This window comes from Bradyrhizobium sp. BRP23, assembly GCF_020194135.1.
Taxonomy (GTDB): domain Bacteria; phylum Pseudomonadota; class Alphaproteobacteria; order Rhizobiales; family Xanthobacteraceae; genus Bradyrhizobium; species Bradyrhizobium yuanmingense.
Genome location: NZ_JADYVW010000001.1, coordinates 216,638 through 232,801 on the forward strand (window position 1 = coordinate 216,638; position 16,164 = coordinate 232,801).

14 protein-coding genes are annotated in these 16,164 nt (G+C 61.5%); 6 read left to right on the top strand and 8 right to left on the bottom strand.

Translation table 11 applies throughout. The annotated features are described in order from the left end of the window. Positions 1 to 11: 11 nt before the first annotated feature. The 5 genes from I6F24_RS01035 to I6F24_RS01055 all read right to left on the bottom strand — a co-directional run bounded on the left by I6F24_RS01035 (position 12) and on the right by I6F24_RS01055 (position 7,396). Positions 12 to 389 carry a hypothetical protein gene (locus I6F24_RS01035; RefSeq protein WP_225149829.1) on the bottom strand — a complete coding sequence of 126 codons (378 nt, stop codon included), beginning with the start codon at positions 387 to 389 and terminating at the stop codon, positions 12 to 14. 876 nt (positions 390 to 1,265) lie between these two features. Beyond that, complete coding sequence (locus I6F24_RS01040) at positions 1,266 to 2,018, bottom strand: hypothetical protein (protein ID WP_225149830.1); 753 nt, start codon at positions 2,016 to 2,018, stop codon at positions 1,266 to 1,268. Between the two features lie 173 nt (positions 2,019 to 2,191). Continuing rightward, entirely contained in the window at positions 2,192 to 2,914 is a 723-nt protein-coding gene (locus I6F24_RS01045) for a GrlR family regulatory protein (RefSeq protein ID WP_109144347.1), read from the bottom strand. Positions 2,915 to 3,138: 224 nt separating this feature from the next. Next, positions 3,139 to 3,969 (bottom strand): outer membrane beta-barrel protein, encoded by an 831-nt coding sequence (locus I6F24_RS01050; protein WP_225149831.1) that lies wholly within the window; start codon positions 3,967 to 3,969, stop codon positions 3,139 to 3,141. Positions 3,970 to 4,093: 124 nt separating this feature from the next. Further along, complete coding sequence (locus tag I6F24_RS01055; protein WP_225149832.1) at positions 4,094 to 7,396, bottom strand: outer membrane beta-barrel protein; 3,303 nt, start codon at positions 7,394 to 7,396, stop codon at positions 4,094 to 4,096. 382 nt (positions 7,397 to 7,778) lie between these two features. Between I6F24_RS01055 and I6F24_RS01060 the strand changes: the two genes are divergently transcribed. Together I6F24_RS01060 and I6F24_RS01065 are read left to right on the top strand one after the other, a co-directional pair. Beyond that, positions 7,779 to 8,756: an AraC family transcriptional regulator gene (locus tag I6F24_RS01060; RefSeq protein WP_109144350.1), complete on the top strand. Its 978-nt coding sequence runs from the start codon at positions 7,779 to 7,781 to the stop codon at positions 8,754 to 8,756. A gap of 282 nt (positions 8,757 to 9,038) precedes the next feature. Then, positions 9,039 to 9,725 carry a hypothetical protein gene (locus I6F24_RS01065; RefSeq protein ID WP_225149833.1) on the top strand — a complete coding sequence of 229 codons (687 nt, stop codon included), beginning with the start codon at positions 9,039 to 9,041 and terminating at the stop codon, positions 9,723 to 9,725. Between the two features lie 109 nt (positions 9,726 to 9,834). Here I6F24_RS01065 and I6F24_RS01070 read toward each other — a convergent pair whose 3' ends face one another. After that, complete coding sequence (locus I6F24_RS01070) at positions 9,835 to 10,080, bottom strand: hypothetical protein (protein WP_036005707.1); 246 nt, start codon at positions 10,078 to 10,080, stop codon at positions 9,835 to 9,837. Positions 10,081 to 10,340: 260 nt separating this feature from the next. On the opposite strand from I6F24_RS01070, the gene I6F24_RS01075 reads away from it, so the two are divergent. Together I6F24_RS01075 and I6F24_RS01080 are read left to right on the top strand one after the other, a co-directional pair. Beyond that, positions 10,341 to 10,784: an SRPBCC family protein gene (locus I6F24_RS01075; protein ID WP_225149834.1), complete on the top strand. Its 444-nt coding sequence runs from the start codon at positions 10,341 to 10,343 to the stop codon at positions 10,782 to 10,784. Between the two features lie 153 nt (positions 10,785 to 10,937). Continuing rightward, complete coding sequence (locus I6F24_RS01080) at positions 10,938 to 11,516, top strand: c-type cytochrome (RefSeq protein WP_225149835.1); 579 nt, start codon at positions 10,938 to 10,940, stop codon at positions 11,514 to 11,516. Between the two features lie 41 nt (positions 11,517 to 11,557). Here I6F24_RS01080 and I6F24_RS01085 read toward each other — a convergent pair whose 3' ends face one another. Beyond that, on the bottom strand, positions 11,558 to 12,883 hold the full coding sequence (locus I6F24_RS01085) for an Hsp70 family protein (protein WP_036023319.1): 1,326 nt from the start codon (positions 12,881 to 12,883) through the stop codon (positions 11,558 to 11,560). A 123-nt stretch (positions 12,884 to 13,006) separates the two neighbouring features. Beyond that, the gene (gene zigA / locus I6F24_RS01090) at positions 13,007 to 14,212 is read right to left on the bottom strand and encodes a zinc metallochaperone GTPase ZigA (RefSeq protein WP_225149836.1); all 1,206 of its coding nucleotides are present in this window, start codon (positions 14,210 to 14,212) and stop codon (positions 13,007 to 13,009) included. Between the two features lie 263 nt (positions 14,213 to 14,475). Between zigA and I6F24_RS01095 the strand changes: the two genes are divergently transcribed. Both I6F24_RS01095 and I6F24_RS01100 read left to right on the top strand, forming a co-directional pair. Beyond that, positions 14,476 to 14,613, top strand: a complete 138-nt coding sequence (locus I6F24_RS01095; RefSeq protein WP_167361641.1) for a hypothetical protein — start codon at positions 14,476 to 14,478, stop codon at positions 14,611 to 14,613. 469 nt (positions 14,614 to 15,082) lie between these two features. Further along, positions 15,083 to 16,087 (top strand): tripartite tricarboxylate transporter substrate-binding protein, encoded by a 1,005-nt coding sequence (locus tag I6F24_RS01100; protein WP_225145976.1) that lies wholly within the window; start codon positions 15,083 to 15,085, stop codon positions 16,085 to 16,087. Positions 16,088 to 16,164: the final 77 nt, after the last annotated feature.

Sequence of the window (16,164 nt, forward strand, 5' to 3'; positions counted from 1 at the left end):
GGACGCGATCCCTAGACCGACAGCGTATCGCGCCTCGAGGGATCGCCGACCGTATCGCCGGGATGATTGATGGCGGCGACGATGAACCCGGCATCGGCCAGCGCCTCCGCCGTGTCGTGCTGCTGGCCGAAAAATCCACCCCGTCCGTGCGAGTAGATGACGAGCGGCAGCTTTGCGCCCGTGACGGGGCAATCCTTCACGCCCTTCAGGTCGAAATCGGCGGCGACCGATAAACGGCCCAGCGCCACATGCGTGGGCTCCGCCGCGCACGGATACCAGATCGCGCCTGACAGCGCTGGATCGGCATCGAGCAACTGAATGCCCACAGCCGCGGCCGGCGAACCAAGACAGCAGAGCGTGATAGCGAAAGCCCAAAGCGTGCTGCGCAACGAAAGTTCTCCTGATTTCCCGCAGGAGTTGAACGAGGTAACGATAGCGGAATTGTGGCTTCGGCTTGCCGAGCGGGGACACCTTGCCGCCGCCGTCGGTGTTGAAGCAAAGTGTCCGCAAGAAGCCAGGGCTATCGCATATGACTGGTGGCGGCCTGCGCGCACGCCTCGTCCTTCGAGACGGCGCTCACGCGCCTCCTCAGGATGAGGCTCATCGGCGTCAGTGCTCGTTGGCTATCTCGAGCGGCTCAATGCGCCGACGTCGTAGTCGACGAAGATGATGCCGCATCATCTCGGCATGGTGCGCAGCCAGTGCCGGATCGCCAGAGCTTTGGCGGCGGTATCGCAGTCTCGCGAGGCGCAAGGACGTCAGCGACAAGCCAATACGCGACTTTCACTGACTGTCACTCCTCTCAGGGGTGCCCACGCAAAAGGACCACGAACAGCGTCGCAGAAAGCACGCTAGCCAGAGCAGCGTCACGACAACAGTGGCGAAGTGCCAATCTATGTCGCGGCGTCTGGCGCGCATTTGTGTTTCCAGCGGGTGGTCAGAGGTCCGGGCGAACGCGACGTATGCACAGCGCAGGCGAGTCGCTCCGCCTCTTCGACCTTGAGGCGGAGTTCTTCTAGTTCTGCAAGTTGGGAAGAGAGTTCGTTCAGCCGTTCGACAAACACAATCGTGCGGTGGTTCTGCATCGACGCCCTCGCCATAAGACTTGAACGGTCTAAGAGTAGAGAAGAGGAAGTGCGCAGCTCATTAAGATAAGTGAATCGGGGGTTGCGCCAAAAGACCTCTAGCCCGATTCAGGCTCAAACCCGTCCACTCCCTCAGGAACTCTCAGAGAGCGGAAAAAAGCGACACAACAACTGCTAGATTCAATATAGGCGGATCACGCGAGCAAATGCATTCTCAAGCGGCTTCGGGTCTGCTCCGATTTTTACATAGACTGGGGCGTAGCTTCTTTTTTCGGAATTTCCATCTTTGTAGACCTGAGACACGCAGTCGCTTAGCAGGCAATATAATCTGAGATGTGGAAGCCCCGGAGCGTGCGTTACAAATTCCGGTTCTGGTTTGAGATCGCCGAGGCGAGCCCAATAAGCCGAAGATCTGTTGGATATCTCAATTTTGTCGTCATTGATGCTAACCCCGTACGTCAAAGGGGGACCAATCTGCTCTCCATACGCGTGCCTTGCAATCTTTCTGAATGCAGTATGAAGGTCTGCAAGAGCTAAACGCTTTTCATCGCGTGTACCTGATTTCTTGTTCGGGAAAAGCTCTTCGAAGATTCGGTCGATATAGGGCTTTAGGCAATCGAGCTGTCGCTCAGAGAGTTTGACTCCGCTGTCAGTTACTTCTTTTTGCAGTGCAGCCACCAGCCCGTGGGCTTCCTCCTTCGTGAAGTTGACACTGGCGTCGGCGGATGCGTCAGCAGGTCTCAACAGTGTAATGCGACCGGTCGCATTTCCCTTCACTTCTGTTTTCTGCGTTGCCGAGCCGGTAGGGCATCCTACTTTAATAAGCCTCATGCCCAGCTCGATGCGTCTGGCTAAGTCGTCGGATTGGGCATGAGCCAATCCGATACCGATCGATTGAAGCGCGACAAGCCCAACGAATAGCAGCCGTTTCATCTCCTCCTCCACAAGTGCTCAAAGCGACTAGGACAGGCCGGTTCGCGAGCTACGCCGCGGTTCGGTTGACAACTTCAAGTAGCTTATCTCTATTTCGACTACTTGAGCTTGGAAAAATGATGGGTGTGCGGCGCGGCGTCGCGCGGCAGCTGCGCCCTCGGCTTTCGCGCTCCCTAAGCAGCGCAGATCAATTTCAGATCAGCTTCGAACCTGATGCTGCGCTTGCCCGCAAGCGCCGTGCCCTCGAGGAAACCGCCCTTGGCATCGCACGTCCCGGAAAAACCAATTCCAATCTCGTGTCCGCCGAATACCGGGTCTTCCCCTCGCGCCGGCGTATGCTCTTGATTGACCATCTGCCCTCTCCATCGACCGCTGGAGGAGGAATATGACCCCAGATAGTAGAAGAAGGCATCGCCACCCAGGATACGGCCGTTGTTCAATAGCATCACTCCAGTCAGGCCGCCGGGGACGCCGTCCAAGATTTTCAGATGGATGGAGTACAATCCGTTGGAAATGCCACCTTCACCAATCATCCCGGGCGCCGGAAGGTCGCTTTCATCCAGCGGGGTCATGATGGATCGAAAGACGGCACCCGGCACCTGCGGGGAACTGCCCTCGAAGTGAAACGCCTTGCCAACGGCTCTTCCAACGACGGAAATTGACGAGACGTCGGAACCCAGCAAAGACTGATGATCAGCGCCAAAATTGTGTCGTCGGCTGGTCACATCGACACGGATTGAGTCCCCCTCGACATGGTAATTCCCGATATGAGCAAACCCTGAATTGCCGCCCAGCAACTTGCCCCGGCGCACATACGTGACGCTCCGGCCAACCATTTGATTGATCGAGAATTCACTTTTGAAGAGGCCGTCGAAAGTGCTTGATAACTCGTTCATCCGGCACCACCGATTGACTCGGACTCCTCTTTTGCTCAGCGGCTAGTCTCGGAAGACCGAGAGTACCGTTCGATTATTTCGACATCGGGGTCGATGACGCCCTCGCGATAGCCGAACAAGTTGACGTCTGAGTTCGGGGCAGAGCAGACTTGCTCTGCCCTGCCCGTGGTTCGCTACTGGCCGCGCCTGCGTTACCACCACTAAGCACCACAAAATCCATTCAGTCAAAACCGATAATTGATGCCGCCCTTGGCCCTATGAAGCTGAACCTCGGTGTCCGTGAAGGACGCGCCGGGGAATGCAAGAGCATTGCCGTTCGACTTTCCGAGATTGATGTAGATGTACTCGGCCTTGAACGTCCAGCGCGGATCGAATGCCCATTCAAGGCCGCCACCCACGGAGAAGCCCACCTGGACCTCCGACGAGGACGCGCTTCGCGTCAGGGCCGGGAAGAAGCCGTTGAAATTGGCGATGTTCGGCGTGGCAAGGTTGGAGGTGAAGATGCTGTTCTTGACGTGGCCCCAGGCGAAGCCACCGGTACCGTAGATCAGCACATTGTTCGCCGCGTATCCGAGACGTCCGCGGACCGTGCCGAAGACGTCGATTTCCTGCTTGAGATTGAATACGCCGGTGAAGGCGCCATTGTCGCCGCCGATCGTTCCGGTGACGCTGAAGGGGCGGCTCGCCGTCTCTCTGATGGCAGCGCCGCTGACATCCGCTTCCAGGCCGTACACGAACGTGCCGGACTGCCAGTTATAGCCGATTTGGCCGCCGCCGAATCCGCCCTTGGGGCTCACATCCAGGGTGAACGGCCCAGTCCCGCCCGTGACGACATAGCCGGGCACCGTCCCGGTTGCGAGCGCGCCGGGATCGAAGGTCGCCGTCGGATCGCTCCAGCCATAACCGCCATGCACGCCGGCGTAAAAACCGGTCCAGCTGAATGCGACCGGCGCGGGCGGCGCCTTGGTGTAGGCCCTGGCAAGATCGGCCGCGGAGGCGGCGTGGGAGAGACACACAGCCGAGGCCAGAAGGGCAGCAGAGACGATGGATTTCATGACTTCCCTCAAATTGCGCCGAGAGGCGGCGCACCCATGGAACGATTCAGTAGCGGCTTTTCGCCTGCCTATTTCACAGAGGTGATCGCAACCACCATCTGCATGCGCGTTTGCCACCGTGCACCTAGTCGCAATAGCAGAAGCCATAGACGGCACCGATCTTCGCAATGTGAATATCCGCACTGGTCTTTCGCGACGTGGTGTCTGCGTTCGACCTGAAAATGGTCGTGGTGCCCAGGGTCTGCGTGCTCGAGCTGGTCCGTGTCTCGTTGCGGTCGATGTCGAAGTGCATGTAGCGATATTCGCCGCGCAATGACCATCGCTGCGTCAGCTTGAACTCGCCGCCCGCGCCGGCCGTATAACCCGCCACCCACTTGCCGTTGGGCCCTTCGAAATTGCCGGGATCGGGAAAAGTGAAATGGCCCAGCGCCAGGCCGCCGAGACCGTAAAGCATCAAGTTCGGGGTCACGAGATAGCCGGCCCGGCCGATCACGCCGACGTTCGAGCGCAATTGCTCGCTGGCCTGCATCGCCACCTGATTGACACCTGTCGTCACGACACCGTTGGAAACTTGCCGGGTATTCCTCGTTTGCTCGCCGACCGTCTTGAACGCGACATCGGAGAACAGCGTGCCTTCGATCTGACCGCCGGCCACGACATTGCCGGCTCGCCAATTGTAGCCTGCGAACAGGTCGACCATCGAGCCCATCGTGTCGCCGACGGCATTGCCGCGGGTCGTCGTGCTGACGACGCCATTCGTCGTTAGCACGGCGCCATTGAAATTCTGCTGCGCGGAGTCGGCCGTCGAGGCGAGGTTCTGTCGGGCGCGGCCTGCGCCGGCAGCGAAATAGGCGCCGAGATAGGGGCCCGCCCAGTGGTCGCTGGGGGCGCCAGGCATCGCGGCCATGGCCGAACGCGGTCCGCCTTCACCGAACCGGTAGACCATGCCGATCTTCCCGGTGTGGAAATCGGCATTGATCTGACGATGGGTGCTGTCGGTGGACACAGAGGTCCTGGAGGATCCGGTCGATTGCGAGTTCGATGCGAATTTGCTGGTTTCGTTGCGGTCGAAGCCGTAATGCGCATAGCGATACTCGCCACGCAGCGACCAATTGCCTGTCAGCTTCACTTCGCCGCCGGCGCCCAATGTGTAGCCGGCCACCCACTTGCCGCTGGAATCGCCGCGGCTGAAGTCCCCGTCTGCGTTAGTGAAATGCCCCAGCGCCAGACCCCCGAGGCCGTAGAGCAGCACGTTCGGTGTCACCAGATAACCGGCCCGGCCGATCACGCCGACATTCGAACGCAGCTGCTGCGGAGCCTGGCTCGCGGCGGTTTGCGAGCCCGAGAACCGCGAGGTGACAGCTCCGTTCGAGGTGTCGACTGAGGTGAATGTCTGAGGACCGATGGTGTTGAACGTAACGTCGGAGAACACCGAGCCTTCGATCTGCCCGCCCGCCACGACATTGCCGGCGCGCCAATTGTAGCCCGCGAAAAGATCGACCATCGAGCCCGTCACGTCCCCGACGGGACGGCCGCGCGCCGATTCAGTGCTGGTGGAGGTCGTGGTCCCGACGCTGGTGGTCGTGCTCGTCCTGCTGTTGTTCGTTGCGATGGTTTCCGCCGCACGTCCGGCACCGGCACCAAAATAGGCACCGATATAGGGTCCCGCCCAGCCGTCGCTCCAGGCCGGGCCCGGCGGTGCCGCCATCGCCGACCGCGCGCCTGACGCGCCGAATTGGTAAACCAGTCCAACCTTGCCGACGTGGAAATCGGCATCGATATGCCGCCGGTGGACGGTGCTGTTGGTGGACGTGTTGGTGCCGCCGCCCGATACGGACGTCGACGAGTTGCCTGACGGCTCGTTACGGTCATATCCGAAATGCATGTAGCGGTATTCGCCGCGCAGCGACCAGCTGTCCGTCAGCTTGACCTCGCCGCCCGCGCCCGCGACATAACCGGCCACCCATTTGCCGTTCTTGTCGCTGACCTGCGCTTCCGGGTCGGGATAATTGTCGGGATAGGTCAGGTGCCCCAGCGCCAGTCCTCCGAGGCCGTACAGCAGCACATTCGGTGTCACCAGATAACCGGCCCGGCCGATCACGCCGACGTTCGAGCGCAATTGCTGCCGGTCCTCGATGCTGTTCGTCCCCGATTCTGTCGAGGTGACGACGCCGTTGTCGCTCGACACCGAGCTGTATGCCTCGTTGCCGACCATCCTTGTGGTGACGTCGCTGAACAGGGTGCCTTCGATCTGCCCGCCGACCACGACATTGCCGGTTCGCCAATTGTAGCCCGCGAACAGATCGACCATCGAACCGGTCATGTCGCCGGCGAGATTGCCGAATCCTGATCGCGTGAACGCCGACGACCCGCCGAGACTGCTGGCATTGCCTTCGTCGTCGATTCTCGTGGAGGTCTGCCTTGCCCGCCCGGCGCCGGCGCTGACGTAAGCACCGATATAGGGGCCGGCCCAGCTGTCACCCCAGGCGCCTGCGAATGAAGACCCGCGTGCTGCCGAAGGTATCGCCGCCATTGCGGACAGCGGCCCGGAATCACCGAATTGGTAGACCAGACCGATCTTGGCCAGGTGGAAATCAGCATTTATGCGTGACGAAAAGGATTGACTGCTAGTCGAGACGGACGTGGTTGCGCCCGTCGCCGAGCTGGCGGTTGAGCTGGCGGCTGCGCTCCGGTTGAAGCCAACGTTCAGATACCGATACTCGCCGCGCAGCGACCAATTGCCGGTCAGCTTCAGCTCGCCGCCGGCGCCGACCGTGTAGCCGGCAACCCATTTGTTGTTGTCACCGCCGAAAGGATCGGCGCCGTCGGCAAAGGTAAAGTGACCGAGCTCGAGGCCGCCGAGGCCATACAGCAGCAGATCCGGACGCGCGAGAAAACCGACCCGGCCGATCAGCCCGACCCGCGAGCGCAGCTGCTGGTTGCTCTGCACGATCGCCGTGCGGGCACCCGTCGAGGTCACCGCCCCGAGCAGCACGTTGGTGCTGACGCTGTTGAGCGTCTCGTTGCCGAACGGCTTCAACGCGACATCGGAAAAGACCGTGCCTTCGACCTGTCCGCCCGCCACGATACTCCCGGCCTGCCAATTATACCCCGCGAACAGGTCGACCATCGAACCGGTCACATCGCCCGCAAGATTGCTCGCGGTCGTTCCGGCCAGGGTCGAGCTCGACGTCACAACACCGGCGTTTGTCGAGACAGAACTGTTACCGAAACGGCCCGTCGAGGATTCCGTCACACGTCCGGCACCCGCGCCGAAATAGGCGCCGATATAAGGCCCGGCCCAGCTATCGACCCAAGCCGGTCGGGGCGGCGCCTTCACAGAGAGGTCGGCGGCCAGAGCTCCTGCAGAAACCATGATCGAGGCGCCAGCCAATGAAGCGCCCGTCAGTGATGTCAGCTTTTTCACTCCACCCCCCAATTCCAATTCCAAAGCAGGCGCTCCAAAACTACCGGAACGCCCCCTCAACAGGCGTAGCGCACCACGCCTTTGCCGCCTTCGTTCGATGGCTAAGTTACTGACACGTCATGGCCATCGGCTTCTTGTCCTGGCCTGCACCCGAGTTGGACGATTCCGCATCGTCTGCCCTTTTCGGAATCCATGTTGCTCGGTGGATACATTCGCCCGTTCAAAGCATGACGAAGTTTGACAGCGGCGCGCTCGACTTAGACTGGCGCGCGCAGCCAATCAGTTCTCGCAGAGAATGCGGCGCTTTACCGCACACGTAGCGCTTGCGCCGCGATAAACTCTGCGGCGGTATCAAGTTACACCTGAACTTTGCCGTGCAACGATGTCCAAGGTCGTATTCGCTTCGGATCAGCTTCCCGCGCATCTTGACGAAGGTGCGCGCCAGCGGCTGTGGCTCGACCTGTTCACCGACCATTTGTGCGCGGCGGACATTTCGTTCTTTCCCGATGCGCCGTTTTACTCGCGGTCCGAATTCCTGAAACTCGGCGATATCGCGGTCACCCAGCTTGAGGCTAATATTCAGACGGCAGTTCGTACCCAGCGTCACGTCGAAGCCGATACCCGCGGCGACTACATCATCGGCACCACGTTCAACGGTGTGAGTACGCTAATCAGGCAGGAAGGCCGCGAAGCCATTCGCGGCGCGGGGGAGGCGATGCTCTATACCAACGCCGCGCCGATCGCGTCGCAACTTGATGGGCCGATCGCCTTTCGCGGCATCACGGTGCCGCGCGCGCTGCTGGCCGAGCGGCTGCCGAATTTCGAGGACCTTGCCTTGACGCCGTTGGCTGCATCGCCGGCCTTGCGTCACCTGGAGCGCTATCTCGCCATCGTCATCGACTCCGACATCGATGCCGACCTCGTGCTGAAGGAGAACATCGGCACGCATCTCATCGATCTGGTCGCGCTGGCCCTCGGCGCCCGCGGCGATTCAGCCGAGCTTGCGACGCGGCGCGGGTTGCGTGCCGCGCGGCTGCAGGACGTGATCGCAGATATCAGGGGGCGTTTCGCTGATCCGTCGTTTTCGCCGAGCGAACTTGCACGCAAGTTAGGGCTTTCGCCGCGTTACGTCCAGGAACTGCTGCAGGAGACCGGATCGAGCTTTACCGAACGTGTCACCGAGCTGCGGTTGCAGAAGGCACGGAAGATGCTGCTCGATTCCCGCTACAACCGATCGAAGATCAGCGATATCGCCTATGCCTGCGGATTCAACGAGGTGTCCTACTTCAACCGCTGTTTCCGCCGCCGCTTCGGAACTTCGCCGAGGCATTATCGGCGCGATGTCGGCGAGCCGATGTGATCGGACGCGCAGTCCCGCGATCCGCTGGCTCGCGTCCACCACGCACCATGATCGCCTCCGATCGCGTCGTGGCTGCGGCTTGCCAGGCGGAGACACCTTGCCGCCGCTGTTGGTGTTGAGGCAAAATGTCCGCAAGAAAGTCAGGGCTATCGCATATGACTAGTGGCGGCCTGCGCGCACTCCGCCCTCATCCTGAGAGCCCGCCTAAAGCGGGCGTCTCGAGGATGGCAGCAAGGAGAAGCTTTCAAATGCGGTAGCCCCGCGCAAGGCAGGGAGGTCAGCATGTCACTGCTCGGCAAGGCCGCCGTCGCGATGTGGTGGAGCGTCCGCGCCGAGCAGCGCAGCGAGTTCGGTGACTGGCATTCGCACGAGCACTTTCCCGAGCGGATGAGCATTCCCGGCTTTCGCCGGGGTTCGCGCTGGACCAGCGCGACGGATGCCGAGGGCTTCTTCGTGCTCTACGAGCTCGAGCACTACGACGTCCTTACGTCGAAGGGATATCTCGACCGGCTCAATGCGCCGACGCCGTGGTCGACGAAGATGATGCCACATCATCTCGGCATGGTGCGCAGCCAGTGCCGGATCGCCGCGAGCTTTGGCTGCGGCATCGCAGGCGCGCTCGCCACCATCAGGCTGTCGCCGCTCAACGGACGGGCCGCCGAGCTACAGGCCCACCTTCTCGATACGCTTGGCGCTCTCGCCTCCAAGCCGGGGCTGACGGGCGCCCACCTCCTCCTGACCGATACGCCCAAGACGAGTTCGCCCACCACTGAACAGCAAATCCGCGGCAATGACGGTGCCGCCGATTGGATCATTCTGGTGTCAGGTTACGATATCGATGCGGTTGACGCTGTCATCGCCGGACAGCTCTCGCCGCCATCGCTTCAAAGAGCGGGCGCGCAGGATGGTCCGACGCCAGGTCGTTACAGATTGGCGTTCACAATGACACCGAATGACGTTGGGGCCTAGGCCGAGCCGATCAAAGAGCGCGCCGCTGCTCCGCAAAGAACTTCCTTGCCGCGTCGTGAAGTTTGCGCCCATCGTTTGGTCGTAGACCGACAATGAGCGCCTCCTGAACTCATTTGGGCGTCGAGCTCTTCTTGGAGGATTGTCCGCCAGGGGTGCTGCTGCCCGAGCCGTCCGTGGTGCCGGTCGACGAGGTCCCGGTCGTCATGCCGCCTTTGGTTTTGTCATTGTTCTTCGTGGTGTCGCTTGTTCCGCCCACCCCGGATTGCGCGCCTCCCTGTTGCTGACTGGGTTGCGCCATTGCGGTGGATCCCATCATCGAGGCGATCACTGCGCCCAGCATGAGCTTCTTGATCATCTGACCTGTCTCCTGTTCTGACTGCCAACAACAAGCCGATACGCTCCGTGTTCCTCACGTGCGCGGTTAAACCAGGAGAGAGCTTCTGCGCTCTGCGGTCCCTGCGCAGGCAGGGTTCTCGCATATGAGGGTTCGCGGTCCCGGCACCCGCGACAAAAAATCCGCAAAGTCCTGTCGGATCAGCGACGTCCCGGTCGTCCTCGTGACATGAATGGGCCATAGAGGCCAGCTCGGGCCCATCAACACTGAGGATAACAACCATGCCCAATACCGTCCGCCTGCACCGCGTTCTCGCCACCAGCCCGGAGAAAGTCTATCGCGCCTTCCTGGAAGCCGACGCGATGGCGAAATGGCTTCCGCCGAACGGCTTTACCTGCACCGTGCATCATTTCGAGCCCAAGGTCGGCGGCACGTTCAAGATGTCGTTCCGGAACTTCACGACGGGCAACAGCCATTCGTTCGGCGGCGAATATCTCGAGCTCGTGCCGGGCGAACGTCTCCGCTACACCGACAGATTCGACGACCCCAACCTGCCCGGCGAAATCCAGGTGACCGTGATCCTGAAGAAAGTCTCGGTCGGCATCGAGATCGACATCACGCAGGCCGGTATCCCCGACGTCATTCCACCGGAGGCGTGCTATCTCGGCTGGCAGGAATCGCTGCGTAATCTGGCCAGGCTCGTCGAGCCGGAGATCAATGAATAGCGGTCAGTATGGTAGGGTGGGCCAAGCGACTTGTCCGCCGTAGCTCGAAGAGCGAAGGCGGAAGCGTGCCCACCAACGGTCTCTCAACCTCGCAAAGATGGTGGGCACGGCGCGCGAAGAGCGCGCCTTTGCCCACCCAACGGCACTTGCCAGATGGCGCGCACGGCGGAGCGCGCCTTTGCCCACGCGGCGGCACTGGTGTGCGGTCTTGATATGCATCAAGCCGTCAAGACGGCGAAGCGGCTAGGAGCAGAAGTCTTCCCTGCGCGCGTCGGAGGCGAAATGATGCGATCTGCTGTCGAATGGTTGATCATTGCCGGTGTTGCCGCCGGTTTCGTCACCGCGGCCAAGGGCGAAGACGTCGATATCGGCAAGGCGGAATTTCAGTCTTCCTGCGCGAGCTGTCATGGCGCCGACGCAAAGGGCAGCGGCCCCGTCAGCAGCCAGCTCAAGACCCGGCCTTCCGACTTGACCATGTTGACCAAGAACAACAACGGGGTGTTTCCCACCAACGCCGTTTACGAAACCATATACGGGTCGAAATCGGTTCCGGCGCACGGCACCCGTGAAATGCCGATCTGGGGCGAGCGGTTCAACCCCATCGTCAACCTGCCTCACGCCGTCGATTCTTATTATTGGCAAAAGGCAGGGCCGCAGCAGAACCCGGAGGTCGTCGTGCGGACTCGCATTCTCGCGGTGATCGACTACCTGAACCGAATTCAGCAGAAATAGCGATCGAACAGCGTCGCCGCACAGACGCCGAACGCCGCCTGCTATGCCTTCGCGGCAGGCCCTCCGCCTGCCGTCCAGCGCTCGGGATCCGGACTGTGCCCGATCAGCGCCAGGCCATAGGCGATCGACTCGAACTGGTCGCCGGACATCAGGCGCTCGTTGCCGAAGCGGTCGGCGAACAATTTTCGGACCGCAGGCACAAACGAGGTGCCGCCGGTCAGAAACACCTTCTCCACCTCGCGCGAGGCGATGCGGGCCTCGGCCAGCACCTTGTCGACGGTGGCACCTAACCGGGCGATGTCGTCGGCAATCCAGGCTTCGAATTTCTTCCGCGTGATGGCCGCGCCGATGTCGACGCCGCCGCCCCTAAAGCGGAAGTCCACCTCGTCCTGCGCCGAGAGCGCCACCTTGGCGTCGGACACCGCGCGGTAAAGCGCAAAGCCGAGGTCGAGATCGACGATAGTGATGAAGTCCTCGAGCAGCTCGGGCTTCAGCGCGGTGCGCGCGAGCTCGCGGAGCTCGCGCAGATCGCCGTTGCTCTTCATCATCGCGAGCTGATGCCAGCGCGCCAGGTTCGTGTAGTGCCCGGTCGGGACCGGCAGCACCTTGTCGAACGAGCGGAAGCTGGAGCCCTTGCCGAGCCGCGGCGACACGATGTGGTCGACGATGCGATAGTCGAAGGTGTCGCCGGCAACGCCGATGCCGGCATGGCCGAGCGGCTCGGCGCGAAGAACGCCGCCCGTACGCGAGAAACGCATCACGGAAAAGTCGCTGGTGCCGCCGCCGAAATCGGCCACCAGCACGGTGGCATCGCGCTCCAGCCTGCGGGCAAACGAGAATGCCGCGCCCACGGGCTCGTAGACATAGCGCGCGTGGCCGGCGCCCAAGCGCTCGAACGCGGCGCGGTAGCGCTGCATCGCCAGCGCCTCGTCGGGATTGCCGCCGGCAAAGCGCACAGGGCGGCCGACCGTGATGTTCGCCGCCTCGAAGCCGAACTTGTCCCCGCCATGGCGCGCCAGCGTGCGCAGGAACGCCGCCAGGATGTCCTCGAATTTGTAGCGCTGCCGGAAGACTTGCGTGGTGTTGAAGCTCGAGCTCGCTGCGAAGGTCTTGAACGATTGCAGGAAGCGGTAGACGTGGCGTCCTTCGAGAAACTGCTCGATCGCCCATGGCCCGCCCTCGGCCTGGGCACCGGCGCCCGGCCGGTCCTCCCAGAAGCACAGGGCCGACACGTAGACGCTGTGGCGCTGCCCGCCATGGTCGAAGCGAATGGCTTCGACCCGGCGGTCGTCCGCCGCCAGCGCAACAACCGTGTTGCTCGTGCCAAAATCGATGCCGATCGAGACGGCGGGCGAGGCGCTCGACATGAACCACTCTGAATGATGCTTGGAAAGGGGGCAGAGCACTAACGGCTTTGCCGTCCCCTTGCAAGACCTGGTCCGAGATGGTCGAGCCCGGACCTCACGTCGCGTGGCTGGCAGGCACGTCGATCAGTTGGACTGATCGCCTCGACGCCAGGCCGGAAACGGATCGGCGAGAGCGGACCATGCGGCGATGTCCATGGTGGACGTATCAGGGACAAGGCATGCGTCCAGCCTGCCACGGATCTCGGCCTCGTCCATGCCAGTGCCGATGAACACGATCTCCTGGCGACGATCGCCGTACAGCTTGTCCCAATACTGGCCGAGCCGCTTGCGCCAGGCCTCATCGTTCGGCCACCGCTCCTTTGGAACGCTCGCCCACCAGAACCCCAGCGCTTCGGTCCTCACAATCGCTCCCGCCTGGCTGATCTCGCCAATCCATTGCGGCCTCGTCGCCAGCCAGAAATGACCCTTCGCCCGGATCACGCCTGGCCAGGATGCCTTGACGAACTTGTCGAACTTCGCCGGATCGAACGGCCGGCGGGCGCGGTAGACGAAGTTCTTCACGCCATATTCCTGCGTTTCAGGCACGTGGTCGGCGAAACCATAGAGCTCCTTGTACCAGAGCGGATGCTGCTGGGCCTTCTCGAAGTCGAACCGGCCGGTGTTGAGCACGCGGTCGAACGGCACGCGGCTGTGATTGGCCTCGATGATGTCGGCTTCGGGATTCAACGAGCGGATGATCTGCCGTGCCGCCTCGCGCTGTTGCGGCGAGGCATCGTCCACCTTGTTGAGGACGATCACGTCGGCGAACTCGATCTGCTCCACGAGGAGATCGACCAGCGTCCGCTTGTCGCCGTCCAGCGCCTCGCCGCGCTCGCCGAGGAACTCGGTCGAGGAATAGTCCTTCAGCAGGTTGGCGGCGTCGACCACCGTCACCATCGTGTCCAGGTGAGCGATGTCGGAGAGGCTTTCGCCCTCTTCCGAGCGGAAATCGAACGTCGCTGCGACCGGGAGCGGCTCCGAAATGCCCGTCGATTCGATCAGCAGATAATCGAAGCGCCCGCTTTCGGCGAGCGCACGTACTTCCCTCAGGAGATCGTCGCGCAGAGTGCAGCAGATGCAACCGTTGGTCATCTCCACCAGTTTCTCATCAGTCCGCGAGAGGTTGGCACCACCATCGCGGACCAGGTCCGCATCGATGTTCACCTCGCTCATGTCGTTCACGATTACCGCCACTTTCAAGCCGTGCCGATTGTTCAGGACGTGATTCAGCAAAGTGGTCTTTCCAGCCCCGAGGAAGCCGGACAAGACGGTGACGGGGAGTTTGGGCATGGAGATCGAACAGCCTCTTGAGGGGGATGGGCCGAGGACAACGAGACACGGCATCTCACTATGTAATGTTATAACATTACATTCTCTATTCGACCTGACCCTGTCAAGGCGCTCGGCCCGCCCAGGGTTCACCGCCTATGCCGCAATGCGGAAGAAAGAATGCTGCTATGCAAACAAGAGCATGGACGCTGGCATCTGGCATACATAGATTGCTCCCAGAAATGAGACAGCAAGACTGACTGTTCTCAAGAAAGGGATTTCCGATGTCCAAGACCGCTTCCGTCGCTCTTGCGCCCTCCTCCTCGCTGTTCGCCCGCCTGATGGCCGCGATCGACGGCTTGCTGCTGGCGAGCGCCGAAATCTCCAATCGCAACGGAGACTTGCCGCGTTTCGGCCTGTAAGAAGGCCTTCGCTCCCGCACCGAACGGGCGACGGCACAGAAGCCAAAAACACGTTGTTTGACCAAATGGCCCCGCTTGTCGGGGCCATTTCTGTTTGGCAGCGCCCTCCCTCGCAGACGAGCGGAACTGCGACGATTAGTCCGCCGAGGCCAACCGACGATTCCGGTTGTTTGTCTACTGGCATTTCGCATACCATCCATTCAAACAAGAATGGTTGCACGATTCAAAAGTGTAAGGACGGGGAAGCGTAACGCAGGACGGAAGGCCGAGTGGCAAGTTTTGCCGCGCCCTTGGCGAAGCCTTAGCCGAAAGATGCGGATGCCGCGCGTTATCCCTGCTCATACAGTTTCTATCGGGACTGCCATGGGTGCTAGACCGCAAGGGTAATCCCGGGGCATGTGACTCGGGATGGGCTGACGCAAGCCGACAAAGAGCGGCTGCGTTGAGGGTTCGACAGGGAGTGAACAAGATGAAGCCATTCGTTCTGAATGTCGCGTTGGCGGCAATGGTGATGTCGTGCGCGAGCAGCACCGCAAGCCGTGCCGCCTGGGAGCCGGTCCGTCCGGTCGAGTTCATCGTGCCCGCGGGTACCGGAGGCGGCGCCGATCAGATGGCGCGCACCATCCAGGGCATCGTCACCAAGCACAATCTGATGAAGCAGCCGCTGGTCGTCATCAACAAGGCCGGTGGCGCAGGCGGTGAAGGCTTCCTCGATGTGAAGACGTCGGCGAACAATCCGCACAAGATCATCATCACGCTGTCGAACCTGTTCACGACGCCGCTGGCGACGGGCATCCCCTTCAACTGGAAGGATTTGACTCCGGTTGCGATGCTCGCGCTCGACGAGTTCGTGCTTTGGGTGAATGCCGAGAAGCCGTACAATTCCGTCAAGGACTATGTCGAGGCCGCGAAGAAGGCACCAAGCGGCACGTTCAAGATGGGCGGCACTGGATCCAAGCAGGAAGACCAGATCATCACGGTCGGGATCGAGAAGGCCATCGACGCCAAGTTCACCTACATTCCCTACAAGGGCGGCGGCGAAGTCGCGGTGCAGCTCGTCGGCAACCACGTCGATTCGACCGTCAACAACCCGATCGAGGCGGTCGCGCAATGGCGCGGCGGCAAGCTCCGTCCGCTCTGCGTGTTCGACGCCCAGCCGATGGCCTATGACGAGCCGATCGCCGACGGCAAGGCCTGGAAGGACATTCCGACCTGCAAGTCGCAGGGCCTTGCGATGGAATATCTCATGCTGCGCGGTATCTTCATGTCGCCCAAGGCCACGAAGGACCAGGTCGAATATTACGTCGAGCTGTTCAAGAAGGTGCGCGCCACGCCGGAATGGCAGGAGTTCATGAAGAGCGGCGCCTTCAACACGACCTTCCTGACCGGCGCCGATTACGCCAAGTGGATCGAGGCGGAGGAGAAGCGGCACGAAAGCCTGATGAAGGAAGCCGGCTTCCTCGCATCGAATTGAGCCTGGCATCGATGACGGCCGAGGATGCTGCGCGTCCTCGCGCCGGCAGCGACTGCGAAAGACTGCATTTCCGCCTG

What these genes read in the sequence shown, in the direction of transcription:
- I6F24_RS01085 (WP_036023319.1), bottom strand. Translation starts at nt 12,883, where the DNA reads ATGTCGAGCGCCTCGCCCGCCGTCTCGATCGGCATCGATTTTGGCACG.
- I6F24_RS01075 (WP_225149834.1), top strand. Translation starts at nt 10,341, where the DNA reads ATGCCCAATACCGTCCGCCTGCACCGCGTTCTCGCCACCAGCCCGGAG.
- I6F24_RS01080 (WP_225149835.1), top strand. Translation starts at nt 10,938, where the DNA reads ATGGCGCGCACGGCGGAGCGCGCCTTTGCCCACGCGGCGGCACTGGTG.
- I6F24_RS01045 (WP_109144347.1), bottom strand. Translation starts at nt 2,914, where the DNA reads ATGAACGAGTTATCAAGCACTTTCGACGGCCTCTTCAAAAGTGAATTC.
- I6F24_RS01100 (WP_225145976.1), top strand. Translation starts at nt 15,083, where the DNA reads ATGAAGCCATTCGTTCTGAATGTCGCGTTGGCGGCAATGGTGATGTCG.
- I6F24_RS01050 (WP_225149831.1), bottom strand. Translation starts at nt 3,969, where the DNA reads ATGAAATCCATCGTCTCTGCTGCCCTTCTGGCCTCGGCTGTGTGTCTC.
- I6F24_RS01070 (WP_036005707.1), bottom strand. Translation starts at nt 10,080, where the DNA reads ATGATCAAGAAGCTCATGCTGGGCGCAGTGATCGCCTCGATGATGGGA.
- I6F24_RS01040 (WP_225149830.1), bottom strand. Translation starts at nt 2,018, where the DNA reads ATGAAACGGCTGCTATTCGTTGGGCTTGTCGCGCTTCAATCGATCGGT.
- zigA (WP_225149836.1), bottom strand. Translation starts at nt 14,212, where the DNA reads ATGCCCAAACTCCCCGTCACCGTCTTGTCCGGCTTCCTCGGGGCTGGA.
- I6F24_RS01065 (WP_225149833.1), top strand. Translation starts at nt 9,039, where the DNA reads ATGTCACTGCTCGGCAAGGCCGCCGTCGCGATGTGGTGGAGCGTCCGC.
- I6F24_RS01095 (WP_167361641.1), top strand. Translation starts at nt 14,476, where the DNA reads ATGTCCAAGACCGCTTCCGTCGCTCTTGCGCCCTCCTCCTCGCTGTTC.
- I6F24_RS01060 (WP_109144350.1), top strand. Translation starts at nt 7,779, where the DNA reads ATGTCCAAGGTCGTATTCGCTTCGGATCAGCTTCCCGCGCATCTTGAC.